Annotated in this window: 17 protein-coding genes; 13 read left to right on the top strand and 4 right to left on the bottom strand. The window is 46.7% G+C overall.

Translation table 11 applies throughout. From position 1 onward, the window contains the following. Positions 1-195: 195 nt before the first annotated feature. Positions 196-1,140, top strand: coding sequence for an SDR family oxidoreductase (locus NL643_RS18005; protein WP_253644919.1), 945 nt, complete (start codon positions 196-198; stop codon positions 1,138-1,140). A 24-nt stretch (positions 1,141-1,164) separates the two neighbouring features. Continuing rightward, the gene (locus NL643_RS18000) at positions 1,165-2,247 is read left to right on the top strand and encodes a trans-acting enoyl reductase family protein (RefSeq protein ID WP_253644918.1); all 1,083 of its coding nucleotides are present in this window, start codon (positions 1,165-1,167) and stop codon (positions 2,245-2,247) included. Between the two features lie 49 nt (positions 2,248-2,296). Here NL643_RS18000 and NL643_RS17995 read toward each other — a convergent pair whose 3' ends face one another. Next, entirely contained in the window at positions 2,297-4,720 is a 2,424-nt protein-coding gene (locus tag NL643_RS17995) for a formate C-acetyltransferase/glycerol dehydratase family glycyl radical enzyme (protein WP_253644917.1), read from the bottom strand. A 2-nt stretch (positions 4,721-4,722) separates the two neighbouring features. Then, entirely contained in the window at positions 4,723-5,652 is a 930-nt protein-coding gene (locus tag NL643_RS17990; protein ID WP_253644916.1) for a glycyl-radical enzyme activating protein, read from the bottom strand. A 215-nt stretch (positions 5,653-5,867) separates the two neighbouring features. On the opposite strand from NL643_RS17990, the gene NL643_RS17985 reads away from it, so the two are divergent. Then, entirely contained in the window at positions 5,868-6,542 is a 675-nt protein-coding gene (locus NL643_RS17985; RefSeq protein ID WP_253644915.1) for a fructose-6-phosphate aldolase, read from the top strand. Positions 6,543-6,886: 344 nt separating this feature from the next. After that, positions 6,887-7,399 (top strand): DUF2799 domain-containing protein, encoded by a 513-nt coding sequence (locus NL643_RS17980; protein ID WP_005484189.1) that lies wholly within the window; start codon positions 6,887-6,889, stop codon positions 7,397-7,399. 10 nt (positions 7,400-7,409) lie between these two features. Here the strand turns inward: NL643_RS17980 and NL643_RS17975 are convergent, their stop codons facing one another. Next, the gene (locus tag NL643_RS17975; protein WP_253644914.1) at positions 7,410-7,865 is read right to left on the bottom strand and encodes a GNAT family N-acetyltransferase; all 456 of its coding nucleotides are present in this window, start codon (positions 7,863-7,865) and stop codon (positions 7,410-7,412) included. A 25-nt stretch (positions 7,866-7,890) separates the two neighbouring features. Beyond that, a complete protein-coding gene (locus NL643_RS17970; RefSeq protein WP_005499894.1) occupies positions 7,891-8,361 on the bottom strand; it encodes a GNAT family N-acetyltransferase in 471 nt (156 codons plus the stop codon). A gap of 132 nt (positions 8,362-8,493) precedes the next feature. Between NL643_RS17970 and NL643_RS17965 the strand changes: the two genes are divergently transcribed. From NL643_RS17965 to NL643_RS17925, 9 genes are all read left to right on the top strand, one after another. After that, entirely contained in the window at positions 8,494-9,684 is a 1,191-nt protein-coding gene (locus tag NL643_RS17965) for an MFS transporter (RefSeq protein ID WP_253644913.1), read from the top strand. Then, positions 9,659-10,627, top strand: coding sequence for an HTH-type transcriptional regulator YidZ (yidZ, locus tag NL643_RS17960; protein WP_253644912.1), 969 nt, complete (start codon positions 9,659-9,661; stop codon positions 10,625-10,627). Before NL643_RS17965 ends, yidZ begins: the two co-directional genes overlap by 26 nt. A 141-nt stretch (positions 10,628-10,768) precedes the next feature. Continuing rightward, a complete protein-coding gene (locus NL643_RS17955) occupies positions 10,769-11,644 on the top strand; it encodes a DMT family transporter (protein WP_253644911.1) in 876 nt (291 codons plus the stop codon). 381 nt (positions 11,645-12,025) lie between these two features. Beyond that, positions 12,026-14,200 carry an FUSC family protein gene (locus NL643_RS17950; protein ID WP_253644910.1) on the top strand — a complete coding sequence of 725 codons (2,175 nt, stop codon included), beginning with the start codon at positions 12,026-12,028 and terminating at the stop codon, positions 14,198-14,200. 11 nt (positions 14,201-14,211) lie between these two features. Further along, positions 14,212-15,855 (top strand): TolC family protein, encoded by a 1,644-nt coding sequence (locus NL643_RS17945; protein ID WP_253644909.1) that lies wholly within the window; start codon positions 14,212-14,214, stop codon positions 15,853-15,855. Next, positions 15,855-16,058, top strand: a complete 204-nt coding sequence (locus tag NL643_RS17940; protein ID WP_005462724.1) for a DUF1656 domain-containing protein — start codon at positions 15,855-15,857, stop codon at positions 16,056-16,058. Before NL643_RS17945 ends, NL643_RS17940 begins: the two co-directional genes overlap by 1 nt. Positions 16,059-16,070: 12 nt before the next feature. Beyond that, positions 16,071-16,961, top strand: a complete 891-nt coding sequence (locus tag NL643_RS17935) for an HlyD family secretion protein (protein WP_006740779.1) — start codon at positions 16,071-16,073, stop codon at positions 16,959-16,961. Between the two features lie 16 nt (positions 16,962-16,977). Continuing rightward, positions 16,978-17,664 (top strand): potassium channel family protein, encoded by a 687-nt coding sequence (locus NL643_RS17930; protein ID WP_005396612.1) that lies wholly within the window; start codon positions 16,978-16,980, stop codon positions 17,662-17,664. Then, entirely contained in the window at positions 17,657-18,805 is a 1,149-nt protein-coding gene (locus NL643_RS17925; protein WP_253644908.1) for an AI-2E family transporter, read from the top strand. Before NL643_RS17930 ends, NL643_RS17925 begins: the two co-directional genes overlap by 8 nt. The last annotated feature ends 139 nt before the right edge of the window (positions 18,806-18,944 follow it).

Raw genomic sequence — 18,944 nt, 5'->3', positions numbered from 1 at the left:
TTAAAGATTCGCAAGTTCCCTACCTGCCACTAAATTGAGTTTGTCAAAACCATTCGCTCTTAGCTCAGGTCTGCCATCTCCTTATTTCTATATTCAATAAAAATTAATCTGATTTATCTTCAAAATGCGGGTTGACCTTAAACCTAACTTTAATCTTAGGATGAATATCAAAGCAACACAGCAGGAGATTGGTGAATGCAAACGATATTGGGTGCAAGTGGGCAAATTGGCCGTGAGCTGGCATTAAGCCTAAAACGAGACTTTACGAGCGACATCCGATTGGTGAGCCGCAATCCACATCGAGTCAACGAGACGGATCAACTGGTAAAAGCGGACTTGCTCGACGCGAAACAAACATCAGATGCCGTAAAAGGTTCTAGTATCGTTTACCTTACTGCAGGGCTACCAATGGATACCCAACTGTGGGTGGAACAGTGGCCAACAATGATACGTAATGTCATCGCCGCATGTAAAGCTCATCAAGCAAAGCTTGTTTACTTTGATAATACCTACATGTACCCGCAAACGGATACGCCTCAACAAGAAGATGCACCATTTCAGCCCAATGGAGAAAAAGGTCGAATTCGTGCGGTCATTACTGACATGCTGCTAGAATCGATGAATAAAGGAGAAATCGAAGCCGTTATCTGTCGTGCTCCGGAATTTTACGGCCCGGGGAAAACACAAAGCATCACTAATTCCGCCATTATAGATAATCTACTTAACCAAAAGAGCGCAAAAGTGTTTTTACATGATGACACCAAACGCAGCTTAATTTATACGCCAGACGCAAGCCGAGCGATGGCGCTAATTGGGAATACGCCCGATGCTTACGGACAAACTTGGCATTTGCCTTGCGATGATCGTCGACTGACGTATCGGGAGTTTATCGCTGTTGCAGCAAAGGTTTTTAACGTTCAACCGAAATACAAAGTCATCAAGCACTGGCAATTGTGGCTAGCTGGGCGATTTAATCAAACCATTCGAGATGCAGCCGAGCTTTTGCCTCGCTACGAATCTGACAACCTTTTTGTTTCGGATAAGTTTCAGACTCGTTTTCCAGATTTTAAAATCACCACATTCGAACAAGGCTTGACCACCATTCAACAAGAAAAAGCCAATGACCAGAAACCTCTTTAAGCAGGCATTGATAGGAGCTGTTTGATGAAAGATAACACACCGGCATCATCCCCAGATCGTTGGATCATATACGGAGCCAATGGTTATACAGGCGCGCTGATTGCGAGAGAGGCCGTAAAACGGGGTCACCACCCAATCCTTGCAGGTAGAAGTTTAGAGAAAGTACAAAGCCTAGCGGCTGAACTAGGGCTGCAAAGTCTTGCTTTTTCTCTTGAGGATAAAAGCAGCGCGATCCAACATATTTCGGGCTCCTCACTGGTATTAAACTGCGCAGGCCCCTTTTCTTCGACAGCAAAACCGATGATGAAAGCGTGCCTAGAAGCAGGCGCACATTATCTCGATATTACAGGTGAGATCTCTGTATTTGAGTTTGCACAAACGCTGCAATCACAAGCAAAGGAAGCTGGTGTCGTATTGTGCTCCGGTGTTGGTTTTGATGTTATTCCAACGGATTGCATTGCAGCCACATTGAAAGCTGCGCTACCAGATGCAACACACCTGTCTCTCGGTTTTGACTCTCGCTCTGGTTTTTCTCCGGGCACGGCGAAAACGTCTGTCGAAGGTTTGGCTCAAGGCGGTAAAGTGCGGCTTAACGGAAAAATCACCACCGTTCCGCTAGCGTATAAAGTTCGCAACATTGATTTTGGTGACGGCGAAAAACTTGCTATGACCATTCCGTGGGGCGATGTTTCAACCGCCTATTACACCACGGGGATTGAGAATATTGATGTTTTTATTCCCGGATCGCCAAACATGATAAAAAACGCTAAACGAGCGAATTGGGTTCGCCCCCTTCTCGGCATAACCTGGGTACAAAGTCTCATAAAAAGCCGTATTGAAAGAACCGTAAAAGGACCGAATGAGGAGCAAAGAAACCAATTACCCACATACGTATGGGGTAAAGCAAGCAACAAGCTCGGACAAAGCAAAACCGCACGAGTACAAACGGCCAATGGCTATAGCTTAACCGTAACGGGATCTCTGGCGATTGTAGAACACCTGCTACATACGAAGCCTGAAGCCGGTGTATACACACCCTCTAAGCTCATGGGCTCCAGTTTTGTGTCGCAACTTCCCGGTTCTAGTGACATAACCATTGAAGAGTAAACAAAAAGGCACCTATCGGTGCCTTCTGCATTAACAGGGGTTGAGATCATCACAACTCGTGTTCGGTACGAGCGATGATGTCATCCTGCGCGTCTGATGACAGCGCGGTAAAGAAAGCTGAATAGCCCGCAACTCGCACGACAAGGTCACGATATTGCTCAGGGTTCTTCTTCGCTGCCAGCAAGGTTTCACGAGAGACAATGTTGTACTGTACGTGCCAACCTTTGTGGTGATTAAAGAAGGTGCGAATCAGCATCGATAGCTTGAGCTTATCTCCTTCTGAAGCGACAGCCGCTGGGCTTAACTTCTGGTTAAGCAGCACACCACCCAAGATTTTATTGGCTTGAATTTTACCGACTGAGTTGTACACCGCCGTTGGTCCCAAACGGTCAGAGCCCGATGCTGGACTTGCGCCTTCCGCCAGTGGCGTTTTCGCTTTTCGACCATCTGGTGTTGCCATCGTGGATGCGCCAAATGGCACGTTGGCAGAGATGCTCGATGTTCCCGCGTAGTAGCCACCACCAATTGGTCCACGCCCATGACGTGTGTTGACAAATTGCGCCAACTCATCGATATAAACTTGGTAAGCATCAGCCAGCAATTGGTCGACATAATCGTCGTCATTGCCGTATTTTGGCGCGAAGTTGATTAAGCGTTGGCGAAGTTGTTCGTTCTCAATACCATCGAAGTCTTCTTCTAATGCTTTTGCCAGTTCCGTTTGGCTGATTTGCGCTTCTTCAAACACCAAATGTTTGATCGCCGCCAAACTGTTACCTAAATTGGCGATGCCCACTTGCAGGCCAGATACCCAATCGTATTTCGCTCCGCCTTCTTTTACTGTTTTACCACGCGCCAAACAGTCATCCACCAGCGATGAGCAGAAAATATCTTGCGCTTGCTGCTCAAGCACACTGTCGACTACGGTATCGATCTCTATCGATTTACGTGTGTAGTAGCGAATTTGCTTCGCCCAAGAAGCGGTGACTTGCTCAAAGCTCTCGAAGTTGCCTTTTGCCAACGACTTATCATGCGGCAAGAAGGCTTTGCCCGTCGTTGCATCCACACCTTCGTTAAGCGCAGCCAGTAAAATACGCGCAAAGTTAATGAAGCTCATGCCCGTGCAACGGTAACCCCATTTGCCTGGAACAGCGGTTTCAATACAGCCAATAGACGCATAGTTGTAAGCGTCTTCTTTCTCAACGCCAAGCTTGATGAATTCTGGAATGACGATTTCATCGTTGTTGAATGCAGGCATACCGAATCCACATTTGATCACTTCAATACAGCCCATCAAGAACTCTTGATTCAGACCTTCATGATAGCGAACACTCAAGTTCGGTTGCGTGGAACGTAGCTGACCACAAGACTCTAAAATCGCCCAAGATAGCGGGTTTACGGCGTCTTCAGGTTCTCCATTCTCATTCAGCTTTTGGCCACCGATACAGACATTTTGATACAGCGGAGAACCTGCCGACGCTTTTGAGTGCGCACCAGAGCGAATCTTGTTTACTTCAAGCAATTTCAACCAACAGCTTTGCAATAGCTCAAGGGCGAACGCTTTGTTCATTGCGCCACTTTCAAGATCATGCACATAGTAGTCGTTTAGGAACTGGTCCATCCGACCGAATGAAACAGAGTGGCCATTCGATTCAATTTGCAGCATCAACTGCACAAAATAGCTCAGTTGCAGAGCTTGCCAGAAGTTGGTTGGCGCATGGAAAGCCACATGACGACAGTTTTCTGCGATTGTCTCCAGTTCTGCTTTCCTCTCTGGTCGAGTTTCGTTTTGTGCCATTTCCAGAGCGAGATCGGCGTAACTCACCATGTGCTCCTGAATCGCAAGCAAGACAATTTCGACGGACTTATAAAACTGCTCTTTCTTCAACCCTTCATACGTCGACACGTCGTTACTAGCGTGATGCTGACGAACCTCATCCAGCAGCCCGTTCATACCGATCTTCAGGATTTTTTCGTTATCCACTGCAAGGTGCGCGTCGCCCGAAGTCATGTTGCCTTCGGCTTTAATGATGGTGCTGGCTAAGATCTCTTGCTGCTCGTCGGTAAAGAGTCCATAACAGCGATCTTGAACCGTTTTACCACGCCAGTATGGCGTAATGGCGTGAATGCTTTGTTTGTCTTCTTCACTTACCGCAAAACCAGCCCCAGGTCGGTCGGCCAGTTCGTCGATTTCCGCTTCAATCCAACGCACCGTGTATTCAGGGAAGATCGGCGCAGCGCGTACTTTGCTCGCTTGGTTGCCTACAATCAGCTCGTCGTGCTTAATCCAAATGGTACGAGTGCGTAAGTGCTCTTGTAGCGCCAGCGCTCGTTGCACAATCACAGGTTTGTCTTCATTTGCCTGATACGCCCGAGTGTAAGCCTCTGCGCGCTCGGTACAGATAGGCGGCGTTACGATGTTGACCAGTGCCGATTTGTGGGCTTTGATTCGCTCTGGAAGGGTATGTAGGTCCATGGTTAACCTCTAACAATCACGTTAAGTTGAGTATGTTCGCTTGCGTATTGCATTGCGTTTTCTAGCAGTTCTGGATTATTTAATGGTTTGTCAGAACACTCGTAAGGCATATCGAGCAAACGGTATTTATTGATGCCGAGGGTGTGATACGGCAACAAGTGGAGTTCTTGACAGCTTTCTAAAGAAGCAGCGAAGTCAATGATCGCTTTGAGCTCATCAATGGTGTCATTGAAGCCCGGCACAACCGGCACGCGAATAACAATACGTTTGGCAATTGGTGCCAATTTTCTAAAATTGTCTTTGATGCGTTTTAACGATCCCTTCGCCCAGCGGAGAAACTTTTCTTCGTCGGTGTGTTTAAGATCCGCTAACCAGCAATCAATATACGGCGCGACTTTTTCTACGTTTTTCCACGGAACATGCATGCACGACTCCACCGCCGTAGACACATGGTTTTGATGCAAACGTTCGGCAAGTTCTGCCACAAGACTTGGCTGCATCAGCGGCTCGCCACCAGAAAATGTCACGCCACCTTGGCTTTGATCGTAGAAAGGCTTGTCTTTCATCAACACTTCAAACAGGTCGTCCGATTTCGCCTCTTCTCCACATATGCTGAGCGCTTGTGTTGGACATACGTTTCGCAGCGCAATGATCTGCGCTTCGCTCATGGCTTTTCGATTGATGATGATTTGATCGTCAATGCGTCGGATACCATCGCTTGCCATGTCGCCGTTTACGGTTTGCTTATAAGCCGACACACAAAGCTGGCAGTCCGCCATACAACTGCGTTCATCAAACAGCAGAGAGTGCTTTTCACTGCGGCTTTCTGGGTTTTGGCACCAAGGACAGGACAGACTGCATCCCTTCAGAAACAGAATGGTGCGAATACCATCACCATCGTGGGTCGAGAACCTCTGAATATTGAAATACATTACTGTCCGCCTCTTGGTTTGCTCTTCTACTTTTCACGCTTTTCTTTTGCTGAAAGCTTCACTTGATGATGAAATATTGGCACTTAACTTTTCACTTTATGAAATTATTATAGTTTCAATTGAAATTACAATTGATCAAAATCAAGATCTCAGCGGATTGTCAGATCTATAGTGATCCCATCATCAAAACGAAGATTTTGTATAAGGTAGAACCCATGATCGAACTCTATTTAGATACTGCTGACGTGGCAGAAGTAAAACGCTTTGACCAATGCCTACCTCTGAAAGGGGTAACAACAAATCCAAGTATTTTGGCGAAATCAAAACAAGGCTTGAACCAAACCTTAGCTGGCATGCAAGAAGCGTTAGGGGGCACACCCCGTTTCCATGCTCAAGTGGTGAGCACAACTGTAGAAGGCATGGTAGAAGAAGCGCGCCAAATCCATGAATTACCTTATGATATGGTCGTCAAAGTGCCAGCGACCGAAGCGGGCTTATCGGCAATTAAGTTAATGAAAAAAGAGGGAATTCAAGTACTCGCCACCGCTATTTACTCTGCTCAGCAAGGTTTCCTTGCGGCATTGTGCGGCGCTGACTATCTTGCGCCTTATGTGAACCGTATTGATGCGATGAACGGAAACGGTGTAGAAGTGGTCGCAGACCTGCAATTGCTACTGGATCAAAACCAACTGCCTGCAAAAATTTTGGCAGCGAGTTTTAAGAATACCCAACAAGCGATGGAAGTGATGAAGTTAGGCATTGAAGCGATCACCTTGCCTGTCGATGTGGCCGCGCAGATGTTTTCTCATCCAGCAGTTCAGCCGGCTGTCGATCAATTTGATAAAGACTGGAAATCCGCGTTTGGCAACAAACTTTCATTTGAAAGTTAAGCATAAAATTATCGAAAGTCCCGTTCCTCCTCGATCGAGGGGCTTTTGATATGGGAATCTCTGAGAAAAAGTAACATTCGCGCAGGCAACTGTTTATAGATGCGGCTTACGAAGAGATTCCCACCCCACTAATCTCGCCTCTACCTTCACGGCAAAGCACTCTATTCGTAACATCACTACTGACGAACAACGCTCGTTCCACAAGCAAAAAATTTTTGCTTCAAGCCGACAAACTCACAATCGCAACGCATCAATAAGTCGGTAATTATTAATTTTATCTATTGGAAATGAACACTGTTCATTTATAATCAGCGAACCTAACGCAGTAACAAGGAATCCACTTCATGAAACGCATTGCGCTTCTCTTTGCCATGTTTGCATTACTTTCTGGTTGTAGCAGCATGTCGCCAGAACAATGCCAAACCGCAGATTGGTATCGCGTCGGCTACCAAGATGGCCGCTCAGGCAACAACCCAAACATTTTGTACGAATACATTAAAGACTGTCGCGAAGCAGGCGTAACGCCAAATCACGTTGAGTGGCAAGACGGTTTTGATAAAGGCACCATTCTTTACTGTTCGCCAGACAATGGTTACACGGTGGGTGTAGAAGGAAAAACCTACTATGGCGTTTGCTCTAACGATCTTTTCCTTAAAAACTATCAGTTAGGCCATCAAGAATATCAGCGTCAACAACGCATTAATGCGTTAGATGCGGAGATATCACGCCTTGATCATCAATTGGATGCAAACTTAGATAAAGACAACGCGAAGCGTATTAGAGAGAGAAGAAAACAACTGGCGCGTGAGCGTGCATCACTCATCTCGCCAGGAGCTAATTACTACTTTAACTTTTAGTCACGATGGGCTACAACGTTAGGGTCATAAAGCGGCTGTTTGGATCAGGTTGATAGTCGCCAAACGGCTCGCAGTGCGCGAAGCCATGTTTTTCATATAGGCGATGCGCGGGTTCAAAAAATGCCATCGACCCAGTTTCCAAACTTAGACGTTGTATCCCCTGATGTTTCGCTTGCTCAATCACGTGATTGAGTAAGCGGGATGCCACGCCCTGTTTTCTCGCCGACGGCGTCGTACGCATCGATTTCAACTCTGCGTGACCATCTTCTAGTTGGCTCATTGCCACACATCCCAATAGCTGCTCACCATCCCAGCCCGTCCAAAACGTGATTGAAGGCAACTTCAACTTGCTTACATCTAACGCATGCACGCTCTCTGGTGGCGATGTAGCGTACATGTCCTGTAAATGCTCTTCCAACAACGCAATCACCTGCGGCCGTTCTAAATTGTCGATTTCAATTCTCATATTTCCATCCTTGGTGTTTTTCTAGTTAAAGCGGTTGTCTCATAATGTGCTGCGGTCCAACGGGGCCGCCGTGGTAAAGCTCATTGGTATCTTCAAACCCTGATTTTAAGTAACACTGATAAGCGGGTATGTTGCGGCAATTCACGGTGAGATAAAGCGCATCAAACTCGGGATAATGGCGTTTGGCGAAATCGGCAAACTGTTGAATGGCTTGCTTGGCGATGCCTTTGCCTTGATGACGGTGATCCACCAGCAAAGCACGCACGCCTAAGCTGTTTTTCGGGCAAAAATCGTATTTCTCGCTGTAAGCAGCATCGAACAGAAAAAAACCAACCACGTCATCGTCTGCCAAAATCAGATGCGGAAGTTCTGTAGGTTCAAGACGTGTCAGCATTTCACCCACATCCGCGACCGTAAACTGCGATTGCTCTTCTAGCACGCTAAGTTCGCAAGTTTGTTCATGTCGCTCAGGCGAATACTTTTCAATAGTAATCATAATCTTCCTTGTTGTTTTTATGCTCAATTCATACAGGGTATGTCGTAAATAGAAATACCTAGTGTCGTATTTCCCACTCGCAGGCAAACGTTTAGCACTCTATTATCCTCGCCATTCGATAGAGAGGTTTCCATGTCCCGTTTTTTACTTTGTAGTTTTGCACTCGTTTTACTCTACCCTACTGCCATTGATTTGTATCTTGTTGGTTTGCCTCAAATTGCGTCAGATCTCAACGCCAGTGAATCTCAGTTGCATATTGCGTTTTCGATCTATTTAGCTGGCATGGCTACCACCATGTTATTCGCGGGGAAAATTGCAGACTCTGTGGGACGAAAGCCTGTTGCCGTCGTCGGCGCGATGATCTTCGTGCTCGCGTCTTTTCTCGGCGGGATGGCTGAGCAACCAAACGCTTTCTTGATTGCTCGCTTTTGCCAAGGCATCGGAGCTGGATCTTGCTATGTCGTCGCGTTCGCGATTTTACGCGACACGCTAGACGATGAACGCCGCGCGAAAGTATTGTCGATGCTCAATGGCATCACCTGTATCATCCCAGTGATCGCACCCGTGATTGGTCACTTGATTATGCTGAAATTTCCTTGGCCGAGTTTGTTTACCACAATGGCAGGAATGGGCATTCTCGTCAGTGTATTGGCCATTTTTGTTCTCAAGGAATCACTACCCAGCCAACAACGTGAAGAACAGACAGCGCCAGAGAGCCATCAAGAGACTTTCTTCGAGCGATTTTTTATCAGTAGGCTGATCATTACTGCACTTGGAGTGACCACCATTCTGACCTTTGTTAACGCTTCACCAATTGTCGTGATGAGCATGCTTGGTTTTGATCGCGGCGGCTATTCTTCCATCATGGCAGGGACTGCGACGATCAGTATGTTGATTTCGTTCTCGGCGCCATTGGCATTGGGGATTTTTAAGCAGCGAACCTTAATGATCACCTCTCAAGTATTGCTCGCTTGTGCAGGCATCGTGCTCAGTGCTGCCCATTTCCATGATGGACAATCTCTTTACTATGTATTCGGACTTGGGCTGATTTGCGCTGGTTTCGCTTGTGGCTTTGGCGTGGCCATGAGCCAAGCGCTCAGCCCATTCTCTCAACAAGCTGGCGTGGCGAGCTCGTTACTGGGCATTGCTCAAGTTTGTAGTTCAGCGTTCTATATTTGGTTTATGGGTTTCATCGGCGTTAGTGCACTGAATATGTTGGTGTTTATCTTAGTGTTAGGTAGCGTAATCAGCCTTGCTCTAATACTATTGATTCCAAAGCCTGTTCACGATACCCATTATGAAGAAATCCCTAGCGCGACTTGATTTAAACTTACTGTTCACTCTGCAATTATTGCTGCAAGAGCAAAGCGTCTCGAAAGCCTCGAAAAAGCTGAACGTTACGCCCTCTACCGTAAGTAAGTCGCTCAACAAACTTCGTCATTGGTTCGATGATCCTTTGTTTGTCAAAACACCTAAAGGTCTTGCGCCAACGCCCTTGGCGCAAAGCATGGAGCAAGATCTTGCAGAATGGCTGCAAATTGGCAGCCAGATTGCAGAAAAACGCAGCGATATTACGCCTAAAGGAGTGCGTTTTGATATCACGATTGAGTCGCCATTAGTGCTCACGGTACTGGACAGACTCATCGTCGCTATCCACCAGCGATACCCTGAAGCGAAAGTAAAAACCAGTAACTGGGATTACGATTCACTCGACGCCATCATTCGAGGCGAGGCGGATATCGGTTTTACCGGCCGAGAAAGTCACCCGAGATCGAAAGAGTCGTTGGATCTTCTGCCGTATTTCTTGGATTTTGAGATTCTATTTTATGACCTGCCGATGGTGTATTTACATAAAGATCATCCGGCATTACAGCAAGAGTGGAATCTCGAGACCTTTCTGAGCTACCAACACATCAATATTGTTTGGGAAAAAAGTGAAACTTGGGCGTTGGATGAAGTGTTAACGGAACTAGGGCTACAGCGCTCTATCGGGCTGACGATGTCCAACTTTGAGCAATCCCTTTTTATGGCAGCGCAGCCGACGCATGACATGATCACCACCGCGCCGCACTATTGCAAAAGCTACACAGAAAAGCTGCATCTCGATTTGGTGTGCTTGCCAATTCCGTTAGACCAAACTCAACAAGACAAGTTACTGATTCCATTTACCATGATTTGGCATAAACGCAATGCGTACAATCCCAAATTGCTATGGTTGAAAAACACCATCAAGTCATTGTACAAACAACCATCCCTACCACAGTAACACTCAGGCTAAGGTCAGGTTTTCTTTGGTGATTTTTGATGGTTTTCTCGCTCTGACAGCTATAACTAATCACTTTATCAACTAATGAAAAAGGCCGTTTGACGCTACACTCAATCCATATTTCTGCGTTAAGGGGCAAGGATGTCGACCTTTTTACTCACTGCTATTACGATGCTGGCGTTCGCCGCCAATTCATTATTGTGCCGACTTGCATTGGCCGAAGGGTTGATTGATGCAGGAAGCTTCACTCTCGTCCGATTGATATCTGGCGCGATTACCTTAATCACATTGCTTGTCGTGAGAGGTCAGTGGAAAACCGATCGGCCAACTTCTCGCTTTCGCTTTTTTGCTGGCGTGGCGTTATTTGGTTATGCTGCCCTTTTCTCTTTCGCGTACTTACAACTGGCGACAGGAACCGGTGCTTTGCTTTTGTTTGGTGCCGTGCAACTTACATTACTGGCAATCTATTGGTGGCAAGGTGAGCGCTTTCAGTTTCTCGAAATCATCGGTATCGGCCTTTCGATTGTTGGCTTTGTTTGGTTAATGTTGCCATCTGCCACTCGCCCCGATATCAGTTCTGCACTTCTCATGTTGATTTCTGGCATTTGTTGGGCTGCGTTTACTGCGCTCGGCAAGCAAGCGCCTTCTCCAAGTAGTGGCATCACATGGGGGTTTATCGCTGCATCTATAATTGGCATACTCCTATCACCGTTGATGCTGTCCTCAATCCATCTCTCTCTGAGCGGAATTTTGCTCGCTATCACGTCTGGCGCCATTGCATCTGGCCTTGGTTATACACTTTGGTATCAAGTCATGCGTAAGCTCTCTTTACTTCAAGCCGCCGTCAGCCAACTTTCCGTGCCAGCCATTGCTTTGCTGTTAGGTACCGTCGTACTCCACGAGTCTCTTTCACTGCATACACTTTTAACCAGTGGCATCATTCTTGGTGGTATCGCTTTGGTTTTTTTATCTCGATCCAAAAAACAAGCGAACAATCGGCAAGCCGATAAAAAATAATAACTTTCCCTCTCAAATACCCATTCATCATCTATGCTTTTTAAAGCAGCAAAGCTCATTGCAGATGGTACGAATGGCCTGCTTTAGTATCAGGCGAAGGATATAAGGTGAGAATTGGCTCACACAACACGACGATTTTGTTTCAAAAGTGAGAATCGTCACAGATCGAGATTTTGCTCGTTTTAGCCGTTTCGTCAATAACGCCAAGGGTTAGCGCGAGATCGAGCCAAATACGCACTTTGTGTTTTGACAAAGGGTTTACAAAGCACACTTTTTCACCCGCTATATTCCGCCCCCCGAATTTATTCAGAACAAGATTCTGATTATTCACATAAGAAATTCATCAACTTATAACGATAAGCCTGAGCAAACTTTGACACTATGAACGACAAAATAAAATTCGCTATTAAAGTATCGCTTAGCCTGACTCTGGCTTATCTGATCCCGTTTGCCATGGGTTGGCCGCAAGCATCGACGGCTGCAACCACAGTGATGCTGATTGCATCCACAGGCAGTCGTCGTGAATCACTCGCCAAAGGTACCTTACGCGTGTTCGGTACGTTGGTTGGCGCCGTCGTTGGCTTGTTACTGGTGGGATTGTTTGCTCAAGACCGCTTGCTGTACATGCTGAGCGTGTCGGTTGTGGTCTCTTTCATTTTTTACTTCCGTAATGCCTATCAAAAAGATCCAACGTTACTCATGCTGACCGGTGTGATGACGCTGATGATGTCCAATGGCGGTGACGCAGAAGGCGCGTTTCTTTATGGCGTTGACCGCGCTTATATGACGGTGTTTGGGGTGGTGGTTTACACACTCGTGGGGACTTTCTTATTCCCGACCAAAACAGAACAAAACCTAAGACAACTCATCGAACAACTCAACCAAGCACAACGCGCGTTGTTCACCGCTATCTTGCAAAATTTCGAGCAAAAATCGGCAGGGCAAGTCTCTCCTCAAGAAAAAAGAGAAGAAAATCCAGAAGCAGGAGAGCCACAACCTAGCGTAGATTCTCTTATCGAGCAGATGTTTGCCGCCCAAAATGCGCTCGAACAGCGTTTTGCCACAGTCAGTGTGGAATGCAGCGACGTGTCAGCCTACATGAAAGAGTGGCGCTTGGCGGTTCATTTGAACAAGCAGGTAACGCAACAATTGACCGTCGCGGCGCACAGCCACTTTAGCCACCAGCAAGACCGTGAAAGCATCAGCAACTTTGATCAAGCCGTTGCGGAAATTGACGCGCTATTTGATACCTGCCAACAAGTCTGGGACGAAAAAGAGCCCGCTTTTCGTGCTCAAGAGTTCAAAGTCGAATACAACCAGACGTTGCTTGAAGACGCAGCGCACCTAGAGAAAGGCTCTGCGCTTATGCTGGGGCACCTCTTGGGGCTCATGCATCAAAACTTGTCACGTTTAGCGGAGAGCATTAGCTGCATTGACTCTGTGACGAACAATGTCTCCTTTGACGTGCCACTGCCGAAACCGAAAGGCAAGTTTCTATGGTGGGACGCAGAAAACTTTAAAACCGCGGTCAAAACCTTTGTCACTTATTGGGTTGCAGGGCTGATTTGGATTTATTTCAATCCACCAGGCGGCTACTCGTTCGTGGTCTTCTCGACCATGTTTATGTCTTTGCTGTCGTTCGTGCCTGTGCACCCGATTTTGTTGCTTGTGCTGTTCACTTTCGGCTTCTTGTTCGCGGTGCCTTCTTACGTCTTCATTCTTCCGCAATTGGATCTCGGATTAGAACTTGGCCTGTTTATCTTTATCTACACCTTTATCGGCTTTTATCTGTTTAACGGGCCAGTGACGATTTTCTATATGATTGGCTTGTTTGTTCTCGGTTTAGACAACAACATGTTTTATCACTTCGGGATCCTCATGACGATCATGCTGTTGTTCTACATGGTGGTGTTCATGATTATTTTCGCGCACTACTTCCCGTTTAGCTCACGACCAGAACACCTCTTTTTGACCATAAAAGAACGCTACTTCCGACATACCCGAGAGCTGTTCACTACCTATCAACAGCAGTCTAGCTCGGTTATTACGCCGCTCAAACGGGCCTTGCACTTGGTGACGCTCAATGTCTCATCGAAAAAGCTCAAAGTCTGGGGTTCGAAAATCAACCACAAACACTTTGACAAAACCACGCCAGAAGCGATTGGCGCGTTTAGCAAAGCGTGTGATGTACTCAGTAATCACATCAACATCTTAATGGCCGCCGAGAAAAAGTTGATGACCAATCCGCTGATTACTCAGCTTCGCCAACAACACCGCGATTCCATCATTCCTTTGATGGCGGGCGCTTTAGCCAGCCACCAAGCAACACAAGAACTCGACTCCGTATTCGACCAATACAGTCAGGATTACCAAACATTCGAAGATAAACTGGAAGATTTTTTTAGTGAGTTGGATTTATCTGACTACGCTTATTCTGAGATAGCCGGTTTTTATATCTTGCTGAATTTAAAACGGAACGTGTTCGAAGCAATCAAGCATTGCAAGCAAACCTACGAGGATATCGATTGGGTGAACTTACAACAGAAGCGGTTTTAAAGGTGGGGGATATGATGCTTCCAAAACTAACCAAACCAAGCCTCGCCATACTTTCCCTGCTCGGGCTCAGTGCGTGTACCACTGTGGGGCCAGACTATGTCCACCCACCGCAAACGCCATTACCAAGCGATTGGTCGGTGCAAAAAGCAGCCAAAGATACGCAGCAATCCGAGCAACAATTACAACAGTGGTGGCAGCAGTTTAACGACCCGACGCTCAATCAATTAGTCGAGTTGGCGAATGAGCAAAACCTAGACATAGAAGCCGCGGGGCTGCGCATTGTTCAAGCGCGTTCATTACTTGGCATTTCGACTGGCTTGCAATACCCGCAAGTTCAAACCGTGTCAGGAAATCTAGCGCGTGCCTACGTGAATGATCAGGGTGTAAACAACGCCGCTCTGTCGTTTGATGCTGCGTGGGAAATGGATATTTGGGGAAAATACGCTCGTAGCATCGAATCAGCAGAAGCTGGTTATTACGCATCCATCGCGTCGTATCACGACATCATGGTCACCATCACCGCCGAAGTGGCGCGTAACTACATTAACTATCGCACGTTCCAAGAGCGCATTTTGCTGTCTCGTCGCAACATCGAAATTCAAGAGCGTGTCGTCCGCATTACACAGGTTCAGTTTGACTCTGGCAACGTTACAGAATTGGACGTTCAACAGGCGAAAAACCAACTCTATACTACCAAAGCGGCATTACCGAGTCTCGAAGTCGCGATGAAACAATCACGTACCGCGTTGGCGTTATTGCTAGGTGCATTACCGGAAGAAGTAGACGAGCTGCTGCAATCAGATGGAATGCATAAGCAAATTTCTGATTATGAAGCGCAGTTCAAATCGACAGGCAGAAAATCGGCGTTATCGGGCACCGACGAGCGCTCCATTGTGCCGCGTCCACCTCTGTTGGATACCCAAGTGGACGCAAACTTAGTGATGCGACGCCCGGATTTGCAAGTCTCTGAGATGCAAGCTCGCGCGCAGAGTGCGCAAATTGGCGTGGCGGAAACCGCTCTTTACCCAAGCTTTTCACTGTTCGGTTCCATCGGTATCGACAGTACGGTTCCCGATGGCAGCAGTTTCAGTTTTAGCGATTCGCTCACCATGGTGGTTGGCCCAACGTTCAGTTGGAATATTTTCCAATACGGACGCGTGAAAAATAACACTCGTTTCGAAGATGCTCGCTTCCAAGAAACGCTGACCAACTACAACAAAAAAGTGCTGCAAGCCGTTAATGAAGTGACCAATGCAATCGAAGCGTATGACCTGTATTTGCAGCAAAAAGATTTACGTTTGCAATCAGTCAACTCTTCCATTCGTGCATTCAACATCTCCATGACGCAGTACGAAAACGGCCAAATCTCTTTTGAACGTCTGCTCAACTCGGTAGAGAAAATGACCCGTGCGGAAGACAGTTACGCGCAAATTAAAGGCAATGTCGCGAACCAAGTGATCGCGCTGTACAAAGCGTTGGGCGGCGGCTGGCAAACCCAAACAGGCAAACCCTTCCTCAGTGAATCTATTGCCAAGCAAATGACAGAACGAACTGACTGGGATGGTTATTTAAATGAAGAAAACCGCGTATTGCCGCCTTTGCGCCTCGAAACTCCGGATGAGACCAGTGATGAGAACAAAACGGAGGATCTCTAATGCCTCATGAACTCTCTTGGGGAGACATTTACTTTTCTCCCACGTTACTGGTGCTCTTTCTCGCCGTCACGGCAACGTGGATAACGGTGATGATATTGAACAAGACACGTCTGTCTCGCTTCATTGCTTTTCCGTCTCTGACGTTTATTGCCATCATGGTCGGTTATGTGGTGGCCATCGACAGCTTTTATATTCAATTTTAGGTGCCAAACAAGATGAAAAAACTATTCGTAATCGCACTCAATCTTGTCATTCTTGGTGGCGCAGCTTGGCTCGGCTATCAAAAATTTGAAGAGTATTTTAATAACCCTTGGACACGCGACGGCCAAGTGCGCGCGAACGTCATCAAAGTAGCTCCTCGTGTATCAGGCCCAATTGTAAATGTCGCGGTGCAAGACAACCAAGAAGTGAAAACAGGCGATTTACTGTTTGAAATCGACCCTGCGACTTACGAAGTTGCTTTGTCTCAAGCCGAAGTGGCACTAGAACGCGCCATTGTTAGCTCTCGCGGTAAAAAAATCGAATACGACCGCCTTAAAGATATTCGCGCCAAAGACCGCGGCGCGGTTTCTCACAAGGATCTGATTCGTCGTGAAATCGCTTACGAAGAATCGCTACTGCAAATCAAATCTGCAGAAGAGCAATTAAAATCAGCGCGCCTTAACCTCAGCTTTACCAAAGTTTATGCGACCGTCGATGGTTTTGTGTCTAACCTCGATATTCGAAACGGTACGCAAGCGGTCGCAAACCAGCCACTGCTGGCGCTGATCGACAAGAACAGTTTCTGGGTGTTTGGTTTCTTCCGTGAAAACCAACTCGCGCAAATCGAACCGGGTAGCCAAGCACGTGTCACTTTGATGTCTCACCCAGACACGCCAATTGACGCAACGGTTGACTCTATCGGTTGGGGTATTGCGCCGAAAGACGGCACGGTCGGCTACAACCTTCTTCCAAACGTGAACCCTGTATTTCAGTGGATTCGCTTAGCACAACGTATTCCGGTGCGAATCTCAATCCAAGAACTTCCAGAAGATGTTGATCTTCGATTCGGGCTTTCTGCGTCCATCATGGTGATGAAAGATTCATCGGCAGAAAATGAACAGTAACTAAGTGAGAAGAACCATGGTCATTGGTAAAAAACTCAAAAACATTAATGAAGAAAACAACTTCTTCTATCTAACTTTAGCGCTGGTGATTTTGTTGCTAGGGAGTGCAATGGCACAAGTGGTAGGTGAAGGGACGATTGAACACATACTGCAGGCGTTCACGGTTCTCACGTTCATTGTCTGTTTTGCCAGCCTTCGCTTCGACAAAATGTGGTCTCGTTTCCTCTATACCCTGTTTGGCGTTTGGGTTCTTGTGATTGTTATCAAGACCGTTTTCAACATCCGAGAGATGAATGTAGTGATGCTTGCCCTCACCTTCGCATTCTTTTTCGGCACTTTTAAATCCATCGCAAGGCAGATTCTTTTCACTGGCCACGTCAATAGCAACAAAGTCATTGGCTCAGTCGCGCTTTTCTTACTGCTTGGTCTGATGTGGGCAATTGCCTATCTCATTCTTCTAGAGTTCTCGCCAACCTCATTCACTGGGATGGAAGCCATTTCTTGGGGGCAGAATTTCTCTAATGCGGCGTATTTTAGTTTCGTCACCTTAACCACGCTTGGTTATGGCGATATCAGCCCTCTAACGCCATTGGCTCAAGTCGTGGTGTATTTAGAGGCCATTACAGGTGTGTTCTATATGGCGATTGTTGTTTCAAGTCTCGTCAGTTCTAACATTGATCATCAGGTAAACAAAAATGGATAAACAATCGGTAAAAATCGACAGTAAGCTTTTCATCAGTAATATGGTGGAATCAGCAATACGCATTGGCTTGATCTTCGTCTTGCTGATGTTTACGTACGACATCATCAAACCCTTCATTCTTCCCGTTATTTGGGGTGCAATTATAGCCGTCGCTTTAATGCCACTTACAAAAAAGCTGGAGCGTGCATATGGCGGTCGCAGAGGGCTGGCAGCCACGACGATTGCTTTACTTGGTATTGCACTCTTAGTCACACCACTTGTTATGGTGTCAGGTTCTATTGTGGATGGTGCAACGCATGCGCTTGAAGTATTGCAAAACGGACAAGTGAAGATCCCAGGTCCAAAACCTTCCGTTGCGGATTGGCCTGTCGTAGGTGATAAGCTCTATGAGGTGTGGACCCTATTCGCGACTAACCTTGAACAAGCGATTCAAACCTTTATGCCGCAGATAAAGTCCGCTCTCACTTCTTTGCTAGGCACACTTGGCGGTGTATTGGGCAGTTTACTGCTTTCAATCTTGTCACTTGCGATTGCAGCAGGTTTTATGACGTACTCTGAATCTGCAGCATCAGGGCTAAGAACCATCGCTATTCGTACCGCTGGTGAAAACGCTAAAAGCTGGACCACGCTTATTGCAGCAACCATTAAAAGCGTACTGCTTGGCGTAGTCGGTGTGGCGGCGATTCAAGCCCTGTTGATCGGTGCTGGTTTCTTTGTATTTGGCGTTCCGGCAGCTGGTTTGCTCACTCTGATTCTGATGATCTTGTGTATCGCTCAGCTACCAGCGCTGCTTGCCGTACTACCAGTGATTGGCTTCATGTACATGACTCAAGATACAACGACAGCCACCATGTTTACTGTCTGGGTAGTAGTTGCAGCTCTTTCTGAAAACCTGTTCAAACCAATGTTAATGGGACGTGGCGTCGACGTGCCAATGCCTGTGATTCTGCTCGGTGCCATCGGTGGTATGCTTTTCTACGGCATCGTTGGTCTGTTCTTAGGTGCCGTTATCCTGGCGATTTGGTATGAGTTATTTGTTTGGTGGTTGAGCATTGAGAAAGCACAACAGCAAGAAGAAATGGCAGAACAACAAGACGCTTCTGATGACCAATCAGAGCCTGGACACTGTGCAGGCATATAATAAATCAATAAGTTAGAAAGAAATTTAATCTATAACTTATGATATCAAACCGCTCTATTGCAGCGGTTTGATTCTATTTGGATCACAGTTTCCCCGTAATAAATGCGATAAAAATGACGTTCTTGTTAAATTTTCATAC

Origin of the sequence: Vibrio sp. Y42_MX_L11 (assembly GCF_024181785.1) — a bacterium.
GTDB lineage: Bacteria > Pseudomonadota > Gammaproteobacteria > Enterobacterales > Vibrionaceae > Vibrio > Vibrio diabolicus.
The sequence above is the reverse complement of the archived record's forward strand: the minus strand, read 5'-3'. Positions and strand labels throughout refer to the sequence as shown.

Excerpts from the sequence above, each read along its gene's own strand:
- NL643_RS17955 (WP_253644911.1), top strand. The coding sequence starts at position 10,769 with ATGTCGACCTTTTTACTCACTGCTATTACGATGCTGGCGTTCGCCGCC.
- NL643_RS17950 (WP_253644910.1), top strand. The coding sequence starts at position 12,026 with ATGAACGACAAAATAAAATTCGCTATTAAAGTATCGCTTAGCCTGACT.
- NL643_RS17975 (WP_253644914.1), bottom strand. The coding sequence starts at position 7,865 with ATGAGAATTGAAATCGACAATTTAGAACGGCCGCAGGTGATTGCGTTG.
- NL643_RS17925 (WP_253644908.1), top strand. The coding sequence starts at position 17,657 with ATGGATAAACAATCGGTAAAAATCGACAGTAAGCTTTTCATCAGTAAT.
- yidZ (WP_253644912.1), top strand. The coding sequence starts at position 9,659 with ATGAAGAAATCCCTAGCGCGACTTGATTTAAACTTACTGTTCACTCTG.
- NL643_RS18005 (WP_253644919.1), top strand. The coding sequence starts at position 196 with ATGCAAACGATATTGGGTGCAAGTGGGCAAATTGGCCGTGAGCTGGCA.
- NL643_RS17965 (WP_253644913.1), top strand. The coding sequence starts at position 8,494 with ATGTCCCGTTTTTTACTTTGTAGTTTTGCACTCGTTTTACTCTACCCT.
- NL643_RS17970 (WP_005499894.1), bottom strand. The coding sequence starts at position 8,361 with ATGATTACTATTGAAAAGTATTCGCCTGAGCGACATGAACAAACTTGC.
- NL643_RS17945 (WP_253644909.1), top strand. The coding sequence starts at position 14,212 with ATGATGCTTCCAAAACTAACCAAACCAAGCCTCGCCATACTTTCCCTG.
- NL643_RS17940 (WP_005462724.1), top strand. The coding sequence starts at position 15,855 with ATGCCTCATGAACTCTCTTGGGGAGACATTTACTTTTCTCCCACGTTA.
- NL643_RS17980 (WP_005484189.1), top strand. The coding sequence starts at position 6,887 with ATGAAACGCATTGCGCTTCTCTTTGCCATGTTTGCATTACTTTCTGGT.
- NL643_RS17995 (WP_253644917.1), bottom strand. The coding sequence starts at position 4,720 with ATGGACCTACATACCCTTCCAGAGCGAATCAAAGCCCACAAATCGGCA.
- NL643_RS17990 (WP_253644916.1), bottom strand. The coding sequence starts at position 5,652 with ATGTATTTCAATATTCAGAGGTTCTCGACCCACGATGGTGATGGTATT.
- NL643_RS17935 (WP_006740779.1), top strand. The coding sequence starts at position 16,071 with ATGAAAAAACTATTCGTAATCGCACTCAATCTTGTCATTCTTGGTGGC.
- NL643_RS17985 (WP_253644915.1), top strand. The coding sequence starts at position 5,868 with ATGATCGAACTCTATTTAGATACTGCTGACGTGGCAGAAGTAAAACGC.
- NL643_RS18000 (WP_253644918.1), top strand. The coding sequence starts at position 1,165 with ATGAAAGATAACACACCGGCATCATCCCCAGATCGTTGGATCATATAC.
- NL643_RS17930 (WP_005396612.1), top strand. The coding sequence starts at position 16,978 with ATGGTCATTGGTAAAAAACTCAAAAACATTAATGAAGAAAACAACTTC.